This window comes from Paraburkholderia sp. GAS82, assembly GCF_050436285.1.
Classification (GTDB): Bacteria; Pseudomonadota; Gammaproteobacteria; order Burkholderiales; family Burkholderiaceae; genus Paraburkholderia; species Paraburkholderia phenazinium_B.
Genome location: NZ_JBNDLX010000006.1, coordinates 260,553 through 281,016, shown reverse-complemented (window position 1 = coordinate 281,016; position 20,464 = coordinate 260,553). Strand labels below are relative to the sequence as shown.

Genomic DNA, 20,464 nt, shown 5'->3' with positions numbered 1-20,464 from the left:
ACTCGCGCCCGCCTGATCCAATTGCACTATCAAAGGGCATCATGGCGTTTTCCATTCTGAGGCTCACACGGCGCGGTATCGGCAAGCTCGGCATCGCGCTCATCATCATTGCTCCGCTCACAGCTTTCGCGCTGGCCCCAGCCGATATCGCCCCGCTCGCCGGCGACGACTTCGATGCCAAGTCCGCGGCCATCGACAAACTGATCGCCGCTCACGACGCGCCTTCCCAGGCACTGCTGAAAGCCCTGTCCGAAGACAACGCGCTCACGACCGACTCCGGTGAAGTGCTGATCCAGGACGGCGACGCGACCAAAGATGCGATCACTGGCAAGACGGTCACGGCAACCGACGCACAACCGGTAACGCTGAATAACCTGCTGCGCTCGAAAGTCTCAGGCGCGCTGTCCGGCTCGCAACTCGACTCACCCGATCTGGAAACGCGCCGCACGGCCATCAACGCGCTGCTGCAAAACCCCGATCCTTCGATGAAGCCGCTGATCGATGCGCAACGCGCGAAGGAAACCGATCCGGATCTGAAGAAGAAACTCGACACACTGTGGGCCATGACGGCGCTGCACAACAGCGATTCGGCCACGCGCCTCGAAGCGGTGCAACTCGTGGCAGCGCGTCACGATCTCGACATGAACGAACTGTTGCGGCCGCTCGTCGCGAAGAAGCCGGACGGTACGTTTGCAGAGAGCGACGACCGCGTGCGCGCCGCCGCGCAGGCCGGCATCGACGAGCTCGATGCGATCCAGCGCCGCAGCGCAATCGCCGGCACGTTGTTCGCGGGCCTGTCGCTCGGCAGCGTGCTGCTGCTTGCGGCGCTCGGGCTTGCTATCACATACGGGCTGATCGGCGTCATCAACATGGCGCACGGTGAGTTCCTGATGATCGGCGCGTATGCAACTTACGTCGTGCAGAACCTGTTCCAGCGCTACGCGCCGGGCGCTTTCGACTGGTATCCACTGCTCGCCGTGCCCGCCTCGTTCGTCGCCGCAGCGGTGGTAGGCATGGTGCTCGAGCGGCTTGTTCTGAAGCACCTGTATGGCCGCCCGCTCGAAACACTGCTGACTACGTTTGGCGTCAGCCTGATCCTGATCCAGGCCACCCGGATGATCTTCGGCGCGCAGAACGTGCAGGTGAGCAACCCGGCATGGATGAGCGGCGGCGTCACGGTGCTGCCGAGCCTGATCCTGCCGTACAACCGGCTCGCCATCCTGGCGTTCTCGCTGATCGTGGTCGGCATCGCCTGGGCGGTGCTGACGAAGACGCGTCTTGGCCTCTTCGTACGGGCCGTCACACAGAATCGCCGCATGGCGGCGTGCGTGGGCGTGAAGACCGCACGGGTCGACTCATACGCATTCGCCTTCGGTGCGGGCATTGCAGGACTGGGCGGCTGCGCGCTGTCGCAGATCGGCAATGTCGGACCGGATCTGGGCCAGAGCTACATCATCGATTCATTCATGGCGGTGGTGCTGGGCGGTGTCGGGCAGCTCGCCGGCACGGTGATCGGCGGCTTCGGGCTCGGCCTCATCAGCAAGGCGATCGAACCGTTCTGGGGCGCCGTGCTCGCCAAAATTGCGGTGCTCGTCCTGATCGTGCTGTTCATCCAGAAGCGGCCGCAGGGCATGTTCGCCCTCAAGGGCCGCAGCGCGGAGGCATGAGATGACATCTGCAACCTCCCCTGCTTCGGTCACGCCCCCCGGCACAGCGCCGGGCACCGGGCGCTCCACGCAAAGCGGCTTTGCGCTCGGCCTGCCGCCGCGTCCGGCGCTGCTCACGCGGCCTGCGTGGATCGCGCTGATTGCGCTGATCATCGCGATCGGCCTGGGCGTGCCGCTCTCGGCGCTGGTACTGCCCGAAACGAGCGCTTTCCACCTGTCCGCGTACATGATGACGCTGATGGGCAAGTTCATGTGCTACGCGATCGGCGCACTGGCGCTCGATCTCGTGTGGGGATACTGCGGCATCCTAAGCTTGGGCCACGCCCTGTTCTTTGCGCTGGGCGGCTACGCGATCGGCATGTACCTGATGCGCTCGATCGGCCATCAGGGCGTCTATCAGAGCGATCTGCCCGACTTCATGGTGTTCCTTAACTGGCACGCGCTGCCGTGGTACTGGGAGGGCACGCAGCATCTCTGGTACGCGCTGCTGCTGGTAGTACTGGTGCCAGCCGTGATTGCGTGGGTGTTTGGTTTCTTCACGTTCCGCTCGCGGGTGAAGGGCGTGTATCTCTCGATCATCACGCAGGCCATGACATTTGCCGCGATGCTGCTGTTTTACCGCAACGAGACCGGCTTTGGCGGCAACAACGGCTTCACGGATTTCAAGCGGATCGGCAACTTTCCTATCACCCATCCGGGCACGCGCACAGCGCTCTTCCTGATCACATTTGCCGTGCTGGTGCTGGCGTTTCTGGGTGCGCGAGCGATTGTGACCTCGAAACTCGGACGCGTCGTGACCGGCGTGCGCGATGGCGAGACACGGCTGATGTTCCTTGGCTACAGCCCGCTTGGCTACAAGCTGTTTATCTGGACCGTCTCGGCGATCCTGTGCGGGATTGCAGGGGCGTTGTACGTACCGCAGGTGGGGATTATCAATCCGGGTGAGATGTCGCCGGGCAACTCGATCGAAATGGCGATCTGGGTCGCGGTGGGTGGACGCGGCACGTTGATCGGACCGATCATCGGTGCATTTGCGGTGAATGGAGCGAAGAGCTTTTTTACGGCGAACTTCCCTGAATACTGGCTGTTCTTTCTGGGCCTGATTTTCGTGCTGGTGCCGCTGCTGCTGCCGCACGGGATCATGGGACTGATCGACATGGCGATGCACCGGAGGAAGCGCTCATGAACGAAAACCCGATGGTGCCGGACCTGGCATTGCCGGAGGAGCCGGCCGAGCACTCGCTGAGCGGCGTGGCGGATTTCGGGCGGGTGGTAACGCCGGGCGAGATCGATGTATCGCACGGGACGATCCTCTATCTTGAGGACGTGACGGTCAGCTTCGACGGCTTCAGGGCGCTGAATGCGTTGACGCTATCGATTGATGTCGGCGAATTGCGCTGCATCATCGGACCGAACGGCGCCGGCAAGACGACGATGATGGACGTGATTACTGGAAAGACTGAGCCCGATTCCGGCAAGGTGTTTTTGGGGCAAACGATCGACCTGACGCGAATGAATGAGCCTTCGATTGCGCGCGCGGGAATTGGACGCAAGTTTCAGAAGCCGACGGTGTTTGAGCAGCATCCGGTGTGGGAGAACCTTGAACTGGCGATGAAGGCTGACAAGGGGTGGTGGGCTTCGTTGCGAGCACGGCTTGACCGGAGTGCGCAGGCCCGAATCGAGGAAACGCTGGAGCTTATTCATCTGGAGAGTGAAGCTCGCAGGCTTGCTGGAGAGCTTTCGCATGGGCAGAAGCAGCGGCTCGAGATTGGGATGTTGCTTATGCAGCAACCGGCGCTACTTCTGCTTGATGAGCCTGCGGCTGGGATGACTGATGACGAGACTATGCAGTTAGCTGAGCTTCTTAATCGTCTTCGTGGGACTTGTTCCATGATGGTAGTTGAGCATGATATGGAATTCGTGGCTGCTCTTTCTGGTGAGGCGGGGAAAGTGACTGTTATGGCCGAAGGGCGTGTGCTCGCCCATGGCACGCTTGATGAGGTCAAGAAGGATGAGACAGTGATCGAGTCTTATCTGGGAAGGTGAGGTTTGTCCGCCGCAAGCCCCCGAAGCCAAGAAAGCACAGAAAGAGGAACGGAGCAAAATGCTAGAAGTAGAAAACCTGAACCAGTACTACGGCGGCAGCCACATCCTCCGAGATGTAAAGCTAACGGTGCCAGACGGCAAACTCACGGTACTACTGGGCCGCAACGGCGTGGGCAAAACAACGCTCCTGCGTTGCCTGATGGGCGTCGTCCCAACCCGCAGTGGCGCGATTGCCTGGCGCGGCACGCCACTCACCAAACTTCCGACCTACGCCCGTGTCGCGAATGGCCTCGCCTACGTCCCTCAGGGACGCGATATCTTCCCGCGCCTGACCGTCGAAGAAAACCTTATGGTAGGCGCCGCCAGCAAACAGGCACCGTCGAAAATCCCCGATCGCATCTACGAACTGTTTCCCGTCCTCAAAGATATGCGTAGCCGCCGCGGTGGCGACCTGTCCGGTGGTCAGCAGCAACAACTCGCTATCGGCCGCGCCCTCATGAGCGAGCCGCAACTGCTCATCCTCGATGAACCCACCGAAGGCATCCAACCGTCGATCATCCAGGACATCGGCCGCACCCTGCGTCAACTCGTCGAGGAAATGGGCCTTACCGTGCTGCTCGTCGAGCAGTACTACGACTTCGCCAAAGCCATCGCCGATCGATACTGGGTCATGAGCCGCGGTGAAATCGTCGCCGGCGGTGAAGGCGCCGACATGGACGCCAACGGTGTGCGCGAACTCATCGCAGTCTGAATGTTGACGGGCCACCGGGACTGGAACGCCTCATCTGCCAGCGTACGCGCGCCCGTCTCCAACTGACGGGCAAAGACATGCAGAAGCACAGGCGTCCCGTGCGGCGAACGGCCCATGCTATCCTCGCCGCATCCATCCGGCGCGCTCACGTCGCTGCGAACCGGGTCACGTAGATCGCTCAGATCATGCGTTGCCTGGCATCGACGAGCGGCCGCCGGGCAGTCGCCACGCAAAGTCCAACTACATCGACCCGCATGTCGCTTCACGAAAACCATGCCACGCTCGCCTCGGCGGATTCCGCCGCGCACACCCAGTGGCAAGCTCGCCTCGAACTCGGCTTCGCCAGACACGCTGAACGCACAACGCTCGTCCATCGCCTGCATGATGGTCCGTTACGCGTCCAACGCCCCCTCTATCCCGAAGGCCACGCAATCTGCCACGCGGTGATCGTGCATCCTCCGGGCGGTGTCGCCGGTGGCGATCAGCTTCACATCGACGTAACGCTCGAGGTCGGCACACATGCCGTGCTCACGACTCCCGGCGCCACCAAGTGGTACAAGTCCAACGATCGCGCGGCGCGGCAGCAGATTGACGTGCGCGTGGGCGCGAACGCCAGGCTCGACTGGCTGCCACAGAACAACATCGTCTTCGACCACGCCAACGCGACCCTCGACTTCACGCTGACGATGGCCGAAGGCGCCACCGCGCTCGGCTGGGACGCCACGCAACTCGGCCGCCAGGCCGCCGGCGAACGCTGGTCGGCGGGCACGCTGCGCGCGGTCTCGCGCATCGTCGGCCCCGACGGCAAGTTGCTATGGCTCGAGCGCGCCAATCTCGCCGCCATCGATCCGCTGCGCGACGCCCCTCAAGGCCTCGCGGGATTCCCCGCCTACGGCACGTTGTGGGCCGTAGGGCCCGCTTGCGACGACACGCTCGCAGAACAGCTAACCGGGCAACTCCCGTTCACCGACACGCTACGCGCTGCCGCCTCGTGCGTAACTCCAGGCGTGGTACTGGTACGTGCCGTGGCGCGGTCAATGGAATCGCTGCAACGCGCGCTAACGCAATGCTGGCTACAGCTACGCCCGATCGTTCACGGCGTCGAAGCGGTACCGCTGCGGATCTGGACGACCTGAGAGAGCGAAACAAACCGAACGTGCGCTGGTGCAATGCTGGCCGGATCTGCGCCGAATTAAACGCGGCGTAGATAAAGGAACAGTACGAGCCTGCACAACCTGAGCGGACCCGTTCAGGGGCGATGCAAGCAGACCAAAGCACACAGCATTGAGCACCATCGCAGCGCATCGAAAAGCCCCACCAAGGTGCATCACCTGTAGAACCTCCCCGCCCGTCCCCGCTGCACCGCATTGGCACACACCTTGCTCGCCAAACCTCTCACGACGCCCCGCACCCGACGGAGGCCACCCGCTTTGCCCACCACCGCTGACCAACATGACCGAACTGTCTTCCCGCCAGTCACGCCGCACGTGGCTCGCCGCCCTGCTGCTCTCGCCCATCCTCGCGTTGACAACGCCAGCAGCCCACGCCGACGCCCTCGACAACATCACCAAATCCGGTGTCCTAAAGGTCGCGGTCCCCGAGGACTATCCGCCGTTCGGCTCAGTCGGCCCCGACATGCAGCCGCAAGGCTATGACATCGACACCGCAGCCGTGCTCGCCAAGTCGATGAACGTCAAACTGCAACTCGTGCCGGTTAACAGCGCAAACCGTATCCCGTACCTTCAGACCGGCAAGGTCGACCTGGTGATCTCGTCGCTCGGCAAGACGCCCGATCGCGAGAAGGTAATCGACTTCTCCACCGCCTACGCCCCCTACTACCAGGGCGTGTTCGGCCCCGCCGACATCAAGGTCAGCAGCCCCGCCGATCTCACCGGTATCACGGTCGGCGCGACGCGCGGCGCGCTCGAAGAAATCGCCCTCACGCAAATGGCGCCGAACGCCACCATCAAACGCTTCGAAGACAACAACGCCACCATCGCCGCCTTCCTGTCCGGCCAGGTGCAACTGATCGCTGCGGGCAATATCGTGGCCGCCGCCATCAATGCGAAGAATCCGCCGCGCCGTCCAGAACCTAAGTTCGTTATAAAGGATTCACCATGCTTCGTCGGCATGAATAAAAATGAAAGCCGGCTGCAGGAGAAGGTCAACGCCGCTATCGCCCAAGCCAAGGCCGACGGCACGTTCAACACCATGTCGAAGAAGTGGTTCGGCGCGCCCTTGCCGAAGACGCTGTAATAAATTTGTTAGTTAGCCTTGATATCTTTGTAAGCTGATCTGGCGTTAAGCTTGTCGCGGTTTGTAGCGTACCCCTCAAGCGTTCGCGACAACGCGCGACCCCGATGGCATCCGACGCCTGTCCCGGCTGGGACAGGCGCAACCCAACCAGACATCCGATGAAGCTGACACCCCGCGAGAAGGACAAGCTGCTGATCTTCACGGCCGCGCTACTGGCCGAACGTCGCCGCGCACGCGGCCTCAAACTGAATTACCCGGAGGCGATCGCATTCATCTCGGCAGCGCTGATGGAAGCGGCTCGCGATGGCAAGACAGTCGCCGAAGTCATGCACTACGGCACCACGCTGCTCACGCGCGACGACGTGATGGAAGGCGTACCGGAGATGATTCCGGACATTCAGGTCGAAGCCACTTTCCCCGACGGCACGAAGCTCGTGACCGTCCACCATCCGATTCCCTGACCCGCCCCGGAGCCCCTGATGATTCCCGGCGAACTTCTCACCGACGACGGTGAGCACGAACTCAATGCGGGCCGCGCAACGGTCTCGGTCACGGTGTCGAACACCGGTGACCGTCCCGTGCAAATTGGTTCGCACTACCATTTTTATGAAGTGAATCCAGCGCTGTCGTTCGACCGCGAGGCGGCACGCGGCTTCCGTCTGAACATTGCGGCGGGTACCGCCGTGCGTTTCGAGCCCGGCCAGGAACGCACGGTCGAGCTGGTCGAGCTGGCGGGCAACCGCGTCGTCTACGGCTTCAACGGCAAGGTGATGGGACCGCTCTGACGCGTGGCATGAGCCCCGTCGTCGAACGTCACGAATACCCGCCCTGCCCTTTTCCGGACTTCACACCATGACATTACGTATTGGCCGCCGCGCGTACGCGGAAATGTTCGGCCCCACGACCGGCGATCGCGTGCGACTCGCCGACACCGAATTGCTGATCGAAATCGAACGCGACTACACCACCTACGGCGAAGAAGTGAAATTCGGCGGCGGCAAGGTGATCCGCGACGGCATGGGCCAATCGCAGCGCGTCGCGGCCGATGTCGTCGATACGGTCGTCACCAACGCGGTGATCCTCGATCACTGGGGCATCGTGAAGGCCGATATCGGCATCAAGAATGGCCGCATTGCCGCGATCGGCAAAGCGGGCAATCCCGACATCCAGCCGGGCGTGACGATTCCGATTGGTGCGGCCACCGAAGTGATCGCCGGCGAAGGATTGATCGTAACGGCGGGCGGCATCGATACACACATCCACTTCATCAGCCCGCAGCAGATCGATGAAGCGCTCGCGAGCGGTGTGACGACGATGATCGGCGGCGGCACGGGTCCGGCTACCGGCACCAATGCCACCACCTGCACGCCCGGACCGTGGCACCTCGAACGCATGCTGCAGGCCGCCGACGGTTATCCGATGAATCTCGGCTTTCTCGGCAAGGGCAACGTGAGCCTGCCAGAGCCAGCCACCGAGCAGATCGCCGCGGGCGCGATCGGCCTGAAGCTGCACGAGGACTGGGGCTCGACGCCCGCGGCCATCGACAACTGCCTGTCCGTTGCCGACGACACCGACACCCAGGTCGCGATCCACACCGATACGCTGAACGAAGCAGGCTTCGTCGAAGCGACCGTGGCCGCGTTCAAGGGCCGCACGATCCACACGTATCACACCGAAGGCGCGGGCGGCGGCCACGCACCGGACATCATCAAGGTCTGCGGCGAGGCGAACGTGCTGCCGTCGTCGACCAATCCGACCCGCCCGTACACAGTCAATACGCTCGACGAGCACCTCGACATGCTGATGGTGTGCCACCACCTGGACCCGTCGATTGCAGAGGACATCGCGTTTGCCGAATCGCGGATTCGTCGCGAGACGATTGCTGCCGAGGACATCCTGCATGACCTCGGCGCGCTGTCGATGCTGTCTTCCGATTCGCAAGCGATGGGCCGCGTGGGCGAAGTGATCATCCGCACGTGGCAGACCGCGCACAAGATGAAGGTGCAACGCGGTGCGCTGCCGGAAGACAACGCTCGCGCCGACAACTTCCGCGCCAAACGCTATGTGGCGAAATACACGATCAATCCGGCTATCACGCATGGTATTGCGCACGAAGTCGGCTCGATAGAACCGGGCAAGTGGGCTGATCTGGTGTTCTGGGAACCGGCGTTTTTCGGCATTAAACCATCGCTGATTCTCAAGGGCGGCATGATCGCGATGGCGCAGATGGGTGATCCAAACGCGTCGATCCCGACGCCGCAGCCGGTGCACTACCGCGACATGTTCGCCACACGCGGAGGCGCTTTGGCGCGTACCTCGCTGACCTTCGTGTCGCAGATGGGCGCGGATGCGGGTATCGCCGAGCGGTATGGTTTGACCAAGCGTATCGTGCCGGTGAAGAACTGCCGCAACATCAGCAAGGCCGACATGATTCACAACGCGTGGCGTCCGGCCATCAGCGTCGATCCGGAAACGTATCAGGTGATCGCGGACGGCCAGTTGCTGACCTGCGAACCGGCCACCGTGCTGCCGATGGCGCAACGTTACTTCCTGTTCTAATCATGCGCACTATCGACAAACTGATCGATCCGAAGATCAAGCTCGCAGCGGTGCTGGTCAAGCGTGCACCGACGCTGACACTCGACTTCGATGCGCGTCGCAAGAGCCGTCTGGCGGCGACGCTTGATAATGGCGAAGAGGTGGCGCTAGTGTTGCCGCGTGGCACGGTGCTGCGCGATGGCGACGTGCTGGTCGCGCAGGATGGTGCGCTGGTGCGGGTAGTCGCGGCGCCTGAGGCCGTTTTGATGGTCACCGCGCGGGATGCGCTGACGCTTACGCGCGCGGCTTATCACCTTGGTAATCGGCATACGCCGGTTGAAGTTGGGGCCGATTATCTGAAGCTCGAATACGATCCGGTGCTCGCGGACATGCTCAAGCGGATCGGCGCGATGGTCGAGCAGCTGACGTTGCCGTTTCAGCCAGAGTCCGGCGCTTATGGCGGTGGGCATAAGCATGGGCATGACGAGACGTTTGCCGAGGACTATGCGCTAGCGCAGCAGGTTTATGGTGAGCATCATGGGCATGATCATGGTGGCGAGCATGATCACGGGCACGATCACAGCCATGGGCATGACCATGGCCACGCGCACGACCACGGCACCGGGCATGCGCACGCACATGGCGAGAATCACAGCCACGAACATGATCACGAGCACGGTCACAGCCACGACCACACCGACTGCGACGCGTCCTGCGACCACGATCACGACCACACCAAACATGCGCATCGCTGAACTCACAGCCTTGCTACATCTCGCATCGCCGGCGTTGCCGATCGGTGCGTTCAGCTATTCGCAGGGCCTCGAAGCGGCCATCGAAGCACAATTGATCACCGACGCCGATAGCGCCCGCGACTGGATCGCCAGTGGCCTCACTGAAGTCCTGGGGCTCGGCGAGCTACCGTTTCTCGCGCATCAGATTGAACGCTGGCATGCCCATGACGCGGCGGGCCTCGCCCTCGCCAACAGCGAATTCCTCGCAAGCCGCGAATCCGCGGAACTGCGCCGCGAAACCGAGCAAATGGGCTGGTCGCTGCGGCAGTTGTGCGTCTCGCTCGAATGGGGCGATGCGGAGCGCCGCACGACGCTCGCGGCACTCACACCGTTGGCACAACCGACAGCCTTCGCATTTGCTGCCTTCGCCCATGACGTCTCCGCAGACGCCGCGCTCGCCGCGTACGCATTCAGCTGGGTCGAGAACCAGGCCGCAGCCGCACTGAAGGCCGTCCCACTTGGGCAACTCGCAGGACAACGCATCATCGTGGCTCTGCGCGCGCCGATAGACGCCGCCGTCCAGCGCGCACTCGCCACAACGCCCGACGACATCAACACCTTCGCGCCGCAACTGGGCATTTTGTCGGCGCGTCACGAGTCGCAATACTCGCGGCTCTTCCGCTCATAGAAAAGATCGATCATGAACGCACCTCAGCACCACACCGCTCATCGCACCAAGAAACTGCCGCCGCTGCGCGTAGGCGTCGGCGGCCCGGTCGGCTCCGGCAAGACCACGCTGCTCGAAATGCTCTGCAAGGCGATGCGCGACCGCTACGACCTCGTCGCCATCACCAACGATATCTATACGAAGGAAGACCAGCGTCTGCTGACCGTAGCGGGCGCGTTGCCGGCCGAACGGATCATGGGCGTGGAAACGGGCGGCTGCCCGCACACCGCGATCCGCGAAGACGCCTCGATCAACCTGGAAGCAGTCGATCGCATGCTGACGCGCTTTCCCGATGCGGACATCGTGTTCATCGAATCGGGCGGCGACAATCTGGCGGCGACGTTTAGCCCCGAGTTGTCGGACCTGACGATCTATGTGATCGACGTCGCCGGTGGCGAGAAAATTCCGCGCAAGGGCGGCCCGGGAATTACGAAGTCGGACATTCTGGTGATCAACAAGACGGACCTCGCACCGATGGTCGGCGCGAACCTCGACGTAATGGCGTCCGATGCGAAGAAAATGCGCGGCGAGCGGCCGTTCGTGATGTGCAACCTGAAGAAGCTCGACGGCCTTGACGAAGTGATCGCGTTTATCGAGAAGAAGGGGTTGCTGACGGTGTGATACGTCAGCAACAGGCGGAGGTTACTCCGCCACCTCCGGCAACAACGCCATCAACACATCCACCGTGCGCGCCGTCGCGCCGCGATGGCGCGCGGCAAACGCCGACGCCGCGCCGCTCATTGCCGTGCGCCGCGCCTTGTCGTTGAAGAGTTCACGCAACGCTCTCGCCAGATCCGCCGGATCCTGCACCTGCACCGCCGCGCCCGCCGCCACGGCATCGGCCGTGGCCTGCGTGAAATTGAACACATGCGGCCCGATCAGCACCGGCACGCCCACCGCACACGCCTCAATCAGATTCTGTCCACCCAGCGGCAACAGACTGCCGCCGATAAACGCCAGATCGGACGCCGCATAGTAAGCACCCAACTCACCCATCGAATCGCCGAGTAGCACGGTCACGCTCGCCGGCAACGCCCGGCCCACGCCCTGCACCGACGCGCCTGCTGCGCCCGGCGCCCAGGTCGAACGACGCTCATAGCGCAGCCCGGCCTTCTCGACCAGCGCCGCCACTTCGTTAAAGCGCTGCGGATGACGCGGCACCAGAATCAGCAACGCATCCTCGACACCTAACGCCGCGAACGCCTGCAGCACAAGCTCCTCTTCATTCTCACGCGTGCTCGCAGCCACCCACACCGGCCGCGAACCGATCGCCGTGCGCCAGGCATGCCCACGTGCCGCGAGTTCCGGCGGCGTGCTCATATCGAACTTCAGATTGCCGAGCACCGCCACGTTACGCGCGCCGAGTGCAGTCAAACGCTCAGCATCCGACGGGCTCTGCGCCAACACCCGCGCAAAACCACCAAACACCTCACGCGTCCCTTTACCGAACCGCGCGGCCCGCTTGAACGAGCGCGCCGACATCCGCGCATTGGTCAGCACCAGGGGCACATCGGCACGTCGGCATTGGTCGATCAGCGTCGGCCACACTTCGGTCTCCATCACGAGGCCAAGCGTCGGGCGCCACGCGCGCAAGAAACGGCGCACCACATGCGGCATGTCATACGGCACGTAGCTGCGCATCACGCGATCACCGAAGAGTTGCTCGCTGGTGGCGCGGCCGCTCGGCGTCATATGCGTAAGCAGAATGCGCGCATCGGGGCGCGCTTTCATCAGCGCCTCGATCAACGGCTGTGCCGCGCGCGTCTCGCCCACCGATACAGCATGCACCCAGATCAGCGGCGCATCGTCCTCGGGCACGCGGCCACGCGTGTAGCCGAAGCGTTCGCCGATATGCTCGCGATAACCGCGCTCCTTACGCGACCGGATCAACAGGCGCAGCACCGCGAGCGGCGCGACGAGCCACCAGAGGGCGTTATAGATTGCCCTCAGCATCCGCACTCCGCACTCGCGTCCAGAGGGAAGTCGATGAAGTCGAAATCGGCGCAGCCCCGCGCAAAGCCGGCGGCGCTCAAACCAGCGCCCTGCCCTTGAGGCGTTCGAGAATGCCGAGCGGCGCGCATTCGGGTTGCGCCATCGCCTTGACCGGCAGGAAGAAGGTCTGCTCCATCATGAACTGACCGGACATCACGGCGTGCGAAGTCTGATCGGAGAAGCACACCCACACGCAGCCCGGCGGAAACGGCATGGTCTCCTGCGGGCTCGACTTCTGATACTCGAGATCGGCCTTCATGCTGTCGTGCAGATTCAGCATCAGATGATCGTATTCGCTGCGCAGCGATTTGGTCACGTGCAGCAGGTTCATCAGCCACGCGGAACCGGGCATCTGCGGCTTGATGCTCGGCAGAAAGCGCCTGGCCATGTCCTCGAACGGCTCACCCACGCGCCACACGCGCGGCGCGCCGGCCGGATTGATGTTGGTGAAAACGCGCAGGATGCGCTCGCCGTAGTTCGGGCGCGACGGGAACGCATCCACGTGCAGGCGGCTATCGTCCTTGCGCCACGAGGTCTGACGCGTTTCCACCTGATGCAGACGCAGGCTCGTCGGCGCGACGCGCAGCTTGCCGTCGTACTCGGGGAAGAGGCCATCAACCAGCGTGCGCGCATTGGTCTGATAACGTGCGATCAAAGCGCGCACGGCCGATTGCGTCACCGCATCGCCCACCACGCCATGCAGCGCGCCGCCGTTCGGCTCGAGACTGATGTTCTTGCGATTTGGATCGGCCAGCGCGGGATCGAGCAGCGCCTGCTCGCCCCCTTCGATCGCAAAGCGCAGATTGGGAAAATACAGCACCTTGCCGCGTTCGACGCCGGCCAGCAGCGTCTCGCGCGGCACAGACAGGTTGTGTCCGTGCCAGTCAGCGCTTGCAACTTCGATGATCTGGGTTTCGTTCATGGTCGCCCTTGAAAGCGGATGGAGCGTAATTCTGGTGGCTTGCAGCGTGGTTGCTGTCCTGCAGCATCCTGCCCTCTGGTCAAGCATTGCTGCGCGCGTGGCCCGGCAGGCTGGTCGCTGAGCGCTATAACAACCCGAAACCAGTCAGCGCGGACTTCACTTGCTGCAGCGTCGGCGGCTGGCCAGCGGTGCCGAGATTGATGACATTCGGCGACCAGTAGCCGCCGGTGCGCCACGCGGTGGCGAAATTGTACAACTCGACCGTGGGCCGCTTCAGCGCCGCCGCGATGTGGACTAGACCTGTATCAACTCCGACGGTCGCAGCAGCACCGTCGATCAGTCCCACCACCGCAGGCAACGACAGACGCGGCGGCACGATGGCCGCCGCACCGAACTCCCTGGCAAGCCGCTCGCTGGTCACGCGCTCCGCGTCACTGCCCCACGGCAGCACGATCGAGGCGCCGCGCAGCACCAGCGCCTGCCCCAGTTCGATCCACGCGGCGTCCGGCCATTGCTTGTCGGCCCGCGAGGTGGCGTGCACGAACACCACGTACGGCACGGGCAGGTTCAGATTCGCCTCGGACAGGGCCAGCGCGGCGCGGCCGGTATCGAGGCCGAAGTCGATCTCGTCGGTGGGTTCGGGCTTGGGGTCGTCCAGCGCGGCGGCGACCAGTTGACGCGTGCGCTCCACCACGTGGGTACGAGCTTCGATCGGCACACGCTTGTCGTAGAAGAAGCGCACTGGCCATTCGTAGCCGGCGCCGTCCGTGCGGTTGCCGAGGCCCACCACCGGGCCGCGTGCCATGCTAGACACCCACGCGGTCTTGATGAGCCCCTGGCAGTCGATCACCAGGTCGTAGTTCTCGGCGGCGAGCGCGCGCCGGAACGCGCCGATCTCGCGCCAGTTCTCAAGCGAAAAGAGCCGCTTGCGCCAGCGCCGCAGCGACACCGGAATCGCCCGGCGCACGCCGCTCACGAGCTGCACCAGCCCCACGAAGCTCTCTTCGACGAGCCAGTCGATCTGCGCCTCGGGATGGCGGCGATGGATATCCGCGATCACCGGCATGTTGTGAACGACGTCGCCCAGCGACGACACTCGCACGATCAGTATCTTTTGCACGCTCAAGTGGGGATCGCCGGCAATCCGGCGATAAGATGCGTTGAAAGGACGGCAATTTTAGCGCGTCGCGTGCAAAAACCATGAAAAAACCCGGCGGGGTAAGTGAATACCACGCCGCGCGAGGGTACGGCTCAGAGAAGCCCGGCGCAAAGCATGGTCACGATGCACCCGACCACGAGCACCGCGCCCACCGTCTTGCGACGGTTCAATTCGGTCCACAGAAGCACGCCGGTCAACGACAGCAGGATGAGGCTGCCTGCCAGCGTATCGACCACCAGCACCCACCCGACGCTCATGCCCACGCCCTTGTGCAGGTTGGTCAGCGTGGCGAGAAAGGCGTTTTCCGTGCGCTTGACGGTCACGAAGTCATTGCCGACCCAGTAGTCCGCCGCGGCGTTCTCGTGCGGCGAGGCGAAACTGATTTCCCAGTGTTCCGGCTGCATCATGCTGCGCTCGCCCCATGCCACCCGATGCGCCGGCTCGTTCTGCATGCGTCCTGGCTTGCCTGCCAGCTTCAGTTCCTGCTTGAGCCACTTTGCCAGCTCGCGCGGCGTTTCGGGCGCGGGTTGCGGCAGCGGCACCTGCACCGTGGAGACCACGGGCTCCCCGGTGGAGACGCGCAACGGTCCGCCACGATGATTCAACAGAAAGCCGGTGGTGCCGAACAGCAGGCCGAGCACCGCGCCCCACAGCCCAATCCAGCCGTGCACCTTGCGCAGCCACTTGATGAAGGTGATACGCCGTGCGCTTTTCGGTTGCCGGGAGGTTTCGGCACCCTGCGGGCCGGTCTCCCGCGCAGGCTTGTCGAGCACGGGGCTCGAACCAACGCCGGCATCGTCGATAACCGGTGTACTCATGTTTCACTCCAAAGACGCAACAGGTTGTGATAGCAACCAACGAGACTGCGGCGTGCCGCGTCGTCAGCCTGGGTTGAGTTGAGGCGTTGGATCGCCGTGTCCATATCGAACAGCAGCGCGCGTTGCGTATCGCTGCGCACGAGGCTCTGCGCCCAGAAGAAGCTCGCGAGCCGCACGCCGCGCGTGACCGGCGCGACCTGATGCAGGCTGGTGGCCGGATAGACGATCATGTCGCCGGCCGCCAGCTTCACCTGCTGCACGCCGTAGGTATCCTCGATGATCAGTTCGCCGCCGTCGTATTCATCCGGGGCGGAGAGAAAAAGCGTCATCGACACATCCGTGCGCACCTTGCTGCCGTTCGGCAACAGACGCACCGCACCGTCCACGTGGCTGCCGAACTGCATGCCGCCTTCGTAACGGTTGAACAGCGGCGGATAGACCTGGTTGGGCAACACTGCGCTGATAAAGAGCGGGTGCCGCTCGAGCTCGGCGAGAATCACATCGCCCAGCTCGCGCGCGAGCGGCGAGAACTGCTCGATCTGCTGGTTGCGTTTGACCGGCGCGCCCTGATAGCCGGCGGTAGCCCGGCCATCGACCCAGGCATCGCCCGCCGCATCGAGCCGTTCGCGCACGAAGCGCAGTTGCTCCTCGTTGAGCACATTCGGAATCTGCAACAGCATCAGTCAATCCTTTCGCGGAGTCGCCGCATTGTACGAACAGGTTGCGTCAACACGGTGACCCCGGAAGTTCACGCAAGCCTGCGTCAGAACCGGTAATCGACCGTAGCCAGCAGCGTGCGGCCAATGCCTGGCACCGAACGGCCACCGTCGGACGGAATCAGCGCATCGTAGTACGACTTGTTGGTCAGGTTCAGCAGGTTCAGGCGCACGTCGTATTTCTTCGCGTGATAGGCCGCCGTCATGTCCCAACGGGTATAGCCGCCGACCTCGACAAAGTTCGTGTTCGAGGCATAGCGCGCCGACATGTAGCTCGGACCGCCGCCAATCTCCCAGTGCGGCGTCAGCGAGTACGTCGTCCAGAACGTCAGCGTGTTGCGCGGCGTGTTGGCCGGGACGTTCCCCTGGGTGCCGTCGGCCGCCTGCACGATGGTGGCGTCCATGTACGTGTAGCCGCCGTAAACCTGCCACTTGTCGGTGATGTGCCCGGTTACGCCCGCCTGGAAACCGTCGACGCGAATGTCGCCATCAAGCTCGTACTCGGTCGGCGAGACCTGGGTTCGCGCGTTGGTCATTTCCTCGCGGAAGAACGCGGACGTCACCGACAGATTGCCGCCGAGCAGATCCCACTTGCCGCCCACTTCATACGAACGGGTGGACTCCGGCGCCAGATTCTGCGTCAGGTTGGTCACCGTCAGCGCTTCGAGCGAAGGATCGAACGAGGTGCCGTAGGAGACGTAATACGATTGCCAGTCGGTCGGCTGGTAGATCACGCCGGCGCGCACGCTGGTGAAAAAGTTGGTCTGGCTGGCGTACGACGGCGCGCTGATCGTATTGTGGATCTGCGCCTGGAAGCGATCCCAACGCAGACCGCCAATCAGCTTCCAGTGATCGCCAAGCGAAGCCGTGTCGTTGAAGTAGCCGGCAATTTCGTTGGACCCGGAGTCCGCGTAATTCCCCGTCGTGGTCGTCACCCCTGCCGGGTTGGACAGATAGACCGGGTTGACCATCGACACGATCGGCAGGTTGTTGCGCGTGTAGGCCTGGTTCGTGTAGCTGTCGTGTCCCACTTCGACACCGGCAATCAGGTCATGCTTGATGAACCCGGTGTTGAATTTGTACTCGAGCGTCGTGTCGTTGTAGATCGAGTGATTCTGGATCACGCGGTCGTGGCTCTGCAGCTTGATGAACAGGTCCGACGGCGACAGCGACGTGTAGTTGCCGTTGGTCAGCGCCGGGCTCGTCGCGAGCGGCCCCGTCAGCACCGATTGCGGCGCGGTTTCGCGCGCGTCCGTCATCGAATGCGAGATTTGCGTCTGGTTGCGCAGCGTGAGATCGTCGGAGAACTTGTGCTTGATGCTCGCGTTGAATGTCTGCACGTCCTGGATGGTGCGGTCGGTCGTGAGGCCGTAGAACGTGTTCTTCGGCACCGGCGACGGATGGCCGTTCAGCGCCTGGACACCATAGTCCGGCATGTCGTAGTTGTGCTGGATCAGCGCGGAGAGCGTGACCTCGGTCGGCGTGCCGATGCCGAAACGCGCTTCAGGCGCGATACCGTAGTCCTTGTTCTTCTCGGCGTCGCGTGTCGATCCCAGGCTCTGGCCAAAAGCATTGATCCGGATCGCGGACGTATCCGTCAGCGGATGATTCAGGTCGACGGTGGTGCGGTAACGGTCGTTGGTGCCGACGGTTGCCGACACGTCGCCCGACTCCTGAAGGTTGGCCTTCTTGCTGACCTGGTTGATCACACCGCCCGTCGAGCCGCGTCCAAACAACATCGACGACGGGCCGTACAGCACCTCGATCTCTTCGAGGTCGAAGGTATCGCGGTAGTACTGGTTGCGGTCGCGGAAGCCGTCGAGATAGATGTCGTTCTGCGCCGTGAAGCCGCGCAGGTTGACGTTATTGCCGATCTGGCCGCCTTCGGCCGCGCCGATCGTCACGCCGGGCGCATTGCGCAACGCGTCCTGAAACGAGGTCGCGCCTTGCGACTGCAGCACGGCCTTGTTAATGACCGTGACCGTCTGAGGGATGTCGCGTAGGGCCGTGGGCGTTTTGGCGCCTACCGTCGAGCGCTCGGCCTGGAAATCCTGCTGAACACCCTGGCCCGACACGGCGATGGTCGGCAGCGTGCCGCTAGTCGATGCTGCGCTGGAAGACGCGTCTGGAGACACGCCAGGCGATGCATTGGACGACGCGCCCGAAGGCGCAGCCTGCGCGGGAGTCGTCGCTGTGGTCTGCGCCAACGCAGGCGCCGCAAATGGAACGGACAAAGCTAGCGCCAGCGCTGTTGCCAGCGGCGTTTTATTGAACATAGGAATCTCGTCGGTGGAAGTCCTTGTCAGAAACCGCATGCGATGACGGTTTGTGTGACGAAGGAATCGGCGGCTGGCTGGCCGCTCTCCAGTCGACGGGACGGAAGCGGTGGGCTGGCGTTAGTTGTTAATGAGAATTACTATCATTTCATATGTTTCAAAACATTTCAATCGTAAGGAATTCATGCGGGTCGAATAAATCGTTTCGAATTATTACAGAAAGTTCTTTGAAAGAATTTCCCGCCCCCGCGCACGAGCTCTATAAAAAAACGCCGGCATCGAGCCAGCGTTTTTTGGTCTAACGAGGCGCGCCTGATGCGCCTCTTGCAGAAGCAAGCGGTTAAAACGGCAGTTTGGCGTCCGGCTTCTCGGCCAGAATCACACGGCGGAAGTCTTCCTGGATGCGCGTCAGCGCGGCGTCGTTATCCGCCTCAAAGCGCATCACGACGACCGGCGTAGTGTTCGACGAGCGCGCCAGACCGAAGCCGTCCGGGTACTCGACGCGCAGGCCGTCGATCTTCACGATGTCGTCCGCGCCGGTGAACTGCGCATTCTTCTGCAGTCCCGCAATCAGCTCGAAGTTTTCGCCTTCTTCGAGCTTCAGTTGCAGCTCCGGCGTGGAATGCGAATTCGGCAGCGAGTTCAGCAACGCGCTCGGATCGTCGACGCGCGCCAGGATTTCCAGCAGACGCGCGCCCGTGTACAGGCCGTCGTCGAAGCCATACCAGCGGTCCTTGAAGAACACGTGGCCGCTCATTTCGCCAGCCAGCGGCGCACCGGTTTCGCGCAGCTTGGCTTTCACCAGCGAATGGCCGGTCTTCCACATCAGCGGTTCGCCGCCCTTCTCCTTCACCCACTTCGCCAGATTGCGCGTGCACTTCACGTCGTAGATGATCTGCGCGCCCTTGTTGCGCGACAGCACTTCTTCGGCGAACAGCATCAACTGGCGGTCCGGATAGATGATCTGGCCGTCCTTGGTGACGACACCCAGACGGTCGCCGTCGCCGTCGAACGCGAAACCGATTTCAGCGTCGGTTTCCTTCAACGCCTTGATCACGTCCTGGAGGTTTTCCGGGTGAGCCGGGTCCGGGTGGTGATTCGGGAAGTTGCCGTCGATCTCCGTGAACAGTTCGACCAGCTCGCAACCGAGCTTCTTGAACAGCTTCGGAGCGAGGCCGCCGGCGACGCCGTTGCCGGTATCCACGACGATCTTCAGCGGACGCGCCAGCTTGATGTCGCTGACGATGCGATCGAGGTAAGCATCGGAAATGTCGTAATCCGTGTAGCTGCCGCTGCCGCTCGCGAAGTTGTCGTCGACGATACGCTGATGCAGCGCGAGGATCTGCTCGCCATAGATAGCCGCGCCGCGCAGCACCATCTTGAAGCCGTTGTAGTCCGGCGGATTGTGGCTGCCCGTCACGACGATGCACGAGTCGACACGGCGCTCGCCACCCGGCAGTTGCAGCGGCACGCTCGCGCCGAAGTAGCCGACCGGCGTGGGCACCATGCCGACGTTGACGACATCGACACCCGCCGAGCGCAGGCCATCGGACAGCGCCCCGATCAGTTCGGGGCCCGACAGGCGGCCGTCACGGGCCACCACGACGGCGTCGCCGCCTTGTGCACGCACTTCACTGCCGAACGCGCGGCCGATCAGACGGGCGGTATCGGCGTCGAGTGTCTTGCCGATCACGCCACGAATGTCATACGCCTTGAAAATGGATTTGGAAATCATGGTTGGCTCACTTGCGTGCATTGGAAAAGTTGACCGGCACCTTGTGTGGTTATCGGCGGTCGTGGGTGGTCATCGCGCTGCGCCCTTGCCGGAGGCGCTCCGGTTCCAACTTATAATTGCGCTTTTC

The 20,464-nt window shown here is 62.9% G+C and carries 19 protein-coding genes; 12 read left to right on the top strand and 7 right to left on the bottom strand.

From position 1 onward, the window contains the following. Positions 1-41 precede the first annotated feature (41 nt). The 12 genes from urtB to ureG all read left to right on the top strand — a co-directional run bounded on the left by urtB (position 42) and on the right by ureG (position 11,340). The gene (gene urtB, locus P3T17_RS20475; protein WP_429408709.1) at positions 42-1,667 is read left to right on the top strand and encodes an urea ABC transporter permease subunit UrtB; all 1,626 of its coding nucleotides are present in this window, start codon (positions 42-44) and stop codon (positions 1,665-1,667) included. A gap of 1 nt (position 1,668) precedes the next feature. Continuing rightward, positions 1,669-2,853 (top strand): urea ABC transporter permease subunit UrtC, encoded by a 1,185-nt coding sequence (gene urtC / locus P3T17_RS20470; protein ID WP_074265541.1) that lies wholly within the window; start codon positions 1,669-1,671, stop codon positions 2,851-2,853. Further along, positions 2,850-3,713: an urea ABC transporter ATP-binding protein UrtD gene (gene urtD / locus P3T17_RS20465; RefSeq protein ID WP_429408708.1), complete on the top strand. Its 864-nt coding sequence runs from the start codon at positions 2,850-2,852 to the stop codon at positions 3,711-3,713. The genes urtC and urtD overlap by 4 nt, the downstream gene beginning before the upstream one ends. 58 nt (positions 3,714-3,771) lie before the next feature. Continuing rightward, entirely contained in the window at positions 3,772-4,464 is a 693-nt protein-coding gene (gene urtE / locus P3T17_RS20460) for an urea ABC transporter ATP-binding subunit UrtE (RefSeq protein WP_074265543.1), read from the top strand. 254 nt (positions 4,465-4,718) lie between these two features. After that, positions 4,719-5,600 carry an urease accessory protein UreD gene (locus tag P3T17_RS20455; RefSeq protein ID WP_429408707.1) on the top strand — a complete coding sequence of 294 codons (882 nt, stop codon included), beginning with the start codon at positions 4,719-4,721 and terminating at the stop codon, positions 5,598-5,600. 316 nt (positions 5,601-5,916) lie between these two features. After that, entirely contained in the window at positions 5,917-6,720 is an 804-nt protein-coding gene (locus P3T17_RS20450) for a transporter substrate-binding domain-containing protein (protein ID WP_429408706.1), read from the top strand. A gap of 158 nt (positions 6,721-6,878) precedes the next feature. Beyond that, positions 6,879-7,181: an urease subunit gamma gene (gene ureA, locus P3T17_RS20445; RefSeq protein WP_074266173.1), complete on the top strand. Its 303-nt coding sequence runs from the start codon at positions 6,879-6,881 to the stop codon at positions 7,179-7,181. An 18-nt stretch (positions 7,182-7,199) separates the two neighbouring features. After that, the gene (locus tag P3T17_RS20440) at positions 7,200-7,505 is read left to right on the top strand and encodes an urease subunit beta (RefSeq protein ID WP_429286333.1); all 306 of its coding nucleotides are present in this window, start codon (positions 7,200-7,202) and stop codon (positions 7,503-7,505) included. Between the two features lie 67 nt (positions 7,506-7,572). Continuing rightward, complete coding sequence (gene ureC, locus P3T17_RS20435) at positions 7,573-9,279, top strand: urease subunit alpha (RefSeq protein ID WP_074265547.1); 1,707 nt, start codon at positions 7,573-7,575, stop codon at positions 9,277-9,279. Positions 9,280-9,281: 2 nt separating this feature from the next. Beyond that, the gene (gene ureE / locus P3T17_RS20430) at positions 9,282-10,013 is read left to right on the top strand and encodes an urease accessory protein UreE (RefSeq protein ID WP_429408705.1); all 732 of its coding nucleotides are present in this window, start codon (positions 9,282-9,284) and stop codon (positions 10,011-10,013) included. Continuing rightward, a complete protein-coding gene (locus P3T17_RS20425; protein WP_429408704.1) occupies positions 10,000-10,680 on the top strand; it encodes an urease accessory protein UreF in 681 nt (226 codons plus the stop codon). The genes ureE and P3T17_RS20425 overlap by 14 nt, the downstream gene beginning before the upstream one ends. 12 nt (positions 10,681-10,692) lie before the next feature. Beyond that, positions 10,693-11,340 (top strand): urease accessory protein UreG, encoded by a 648-nt coding sequence (gene ureG, locus P3T17_RS20420; RefSeq protein ID WP_429286336.1) that lies wholly within the window; start codon positions 10,693-10,695, stop codon positions 11,338-11,340. A 21-nt stretch (positions 11,341-11,361) separates the two neighbouring features. On the opposite strand, the gene waaA is transcribed toward ureG, so the two are convergent. The 7 genes from waaA to P3T17_RS20385 form a co-directional block, all read right to left on the bottom strand. After that, complete coding sequence (gene waaA, locus P3T17_RS20415) at positions 11,362-12,672, bottom strand: lipid IV(A) 3-deoxy-D-manno-octulosonic acid transferase (protein ID WP_429408703.1); 1,311 nt, start codon at positions 12,670-12,672, stop codon at positions 11,362-11,364. A 76-nt stretch (positions 12,673-12,748) separates the two neighbouring features. Beyond that, complete coding sequence (locus P3T17_RS20410) at positions 12,749-13,633, bottom strand: Kdo hydroxylase family protein (protein ID WP_074265552.1); 885 nt, start codon at positions 13,631-13,633, stop codon at positions 12,749-12,751. Between the two features lie 124 nt (positions 13,634-13,757). Beyond that, positions 13,758-14,759 (bottom strand): lipopolysaccharide heptosyltransferase I, encoded by a 1,002-nt coding sequence (gene waaC / locus P3T17_RS20405; protein WP_429408702.1) that lies wholly within the window; start codon positions 14,757-14,759, stop codon positions 13,758-13,760. 125 nt (positions 14,760-14,884) lie between these two features. Then, positions 14,885-15,610 carry a PepSY-associated TM helix domain-containing protein gene (locus P3T17_RS20400; RefSeq protein WP_429408701.1) on the bottom strand — a complete coding sequence of 242 codons (726 nt, stop codon included), beginning with the start codon at positions 15,608-15,610 and terminating at the stop codon, positions 14,885-14,887. Continuing rightward, the gene (locus tag P3T17_RS20395; RefSeq protein ID WP_429408700.1) at positions 15,607-16,290 is read right to left on the bottom strand and encodes a Fe2+-dependent dioxygenase; all 684 of its coding nucleotides are present in this window, start codon (positions 16,288-16,290) and stop codon (positions 15,607-15,609) included. Before P3T17_RS20395 ends, P3T17_RS20400 begins: the two co-directional genes overlap by 4 nt. Before the next feature lie 83 nt (positions 16,291-16,373). Continuing rightward, positions 16,374-18,602, bottom strand: a complete 2,229-nt coding sequence (locus P3T17_RS20390) for a TonB-dependent receptor (RefSeq protein ID WP_429408699.1) — start codon at positions 18,600-18,602, stop codon at positions 16,374-16,376. Between the two features lie 340 nt (positions 18,603-18,942). Then, positions 18,943-20,337, bottom strand: a complete 1,395-nt coding sequence (locus P3T17_RS20385; protein ID WP_429286341.1) for a phosphomannomutase/phosphoglucomutase — start codon at positions 20,335-20,337, stop codon at positions 18,943-18,945. Between the last annotated feature and the right edge of the window lie 127 nt (positions 20,338-20,464).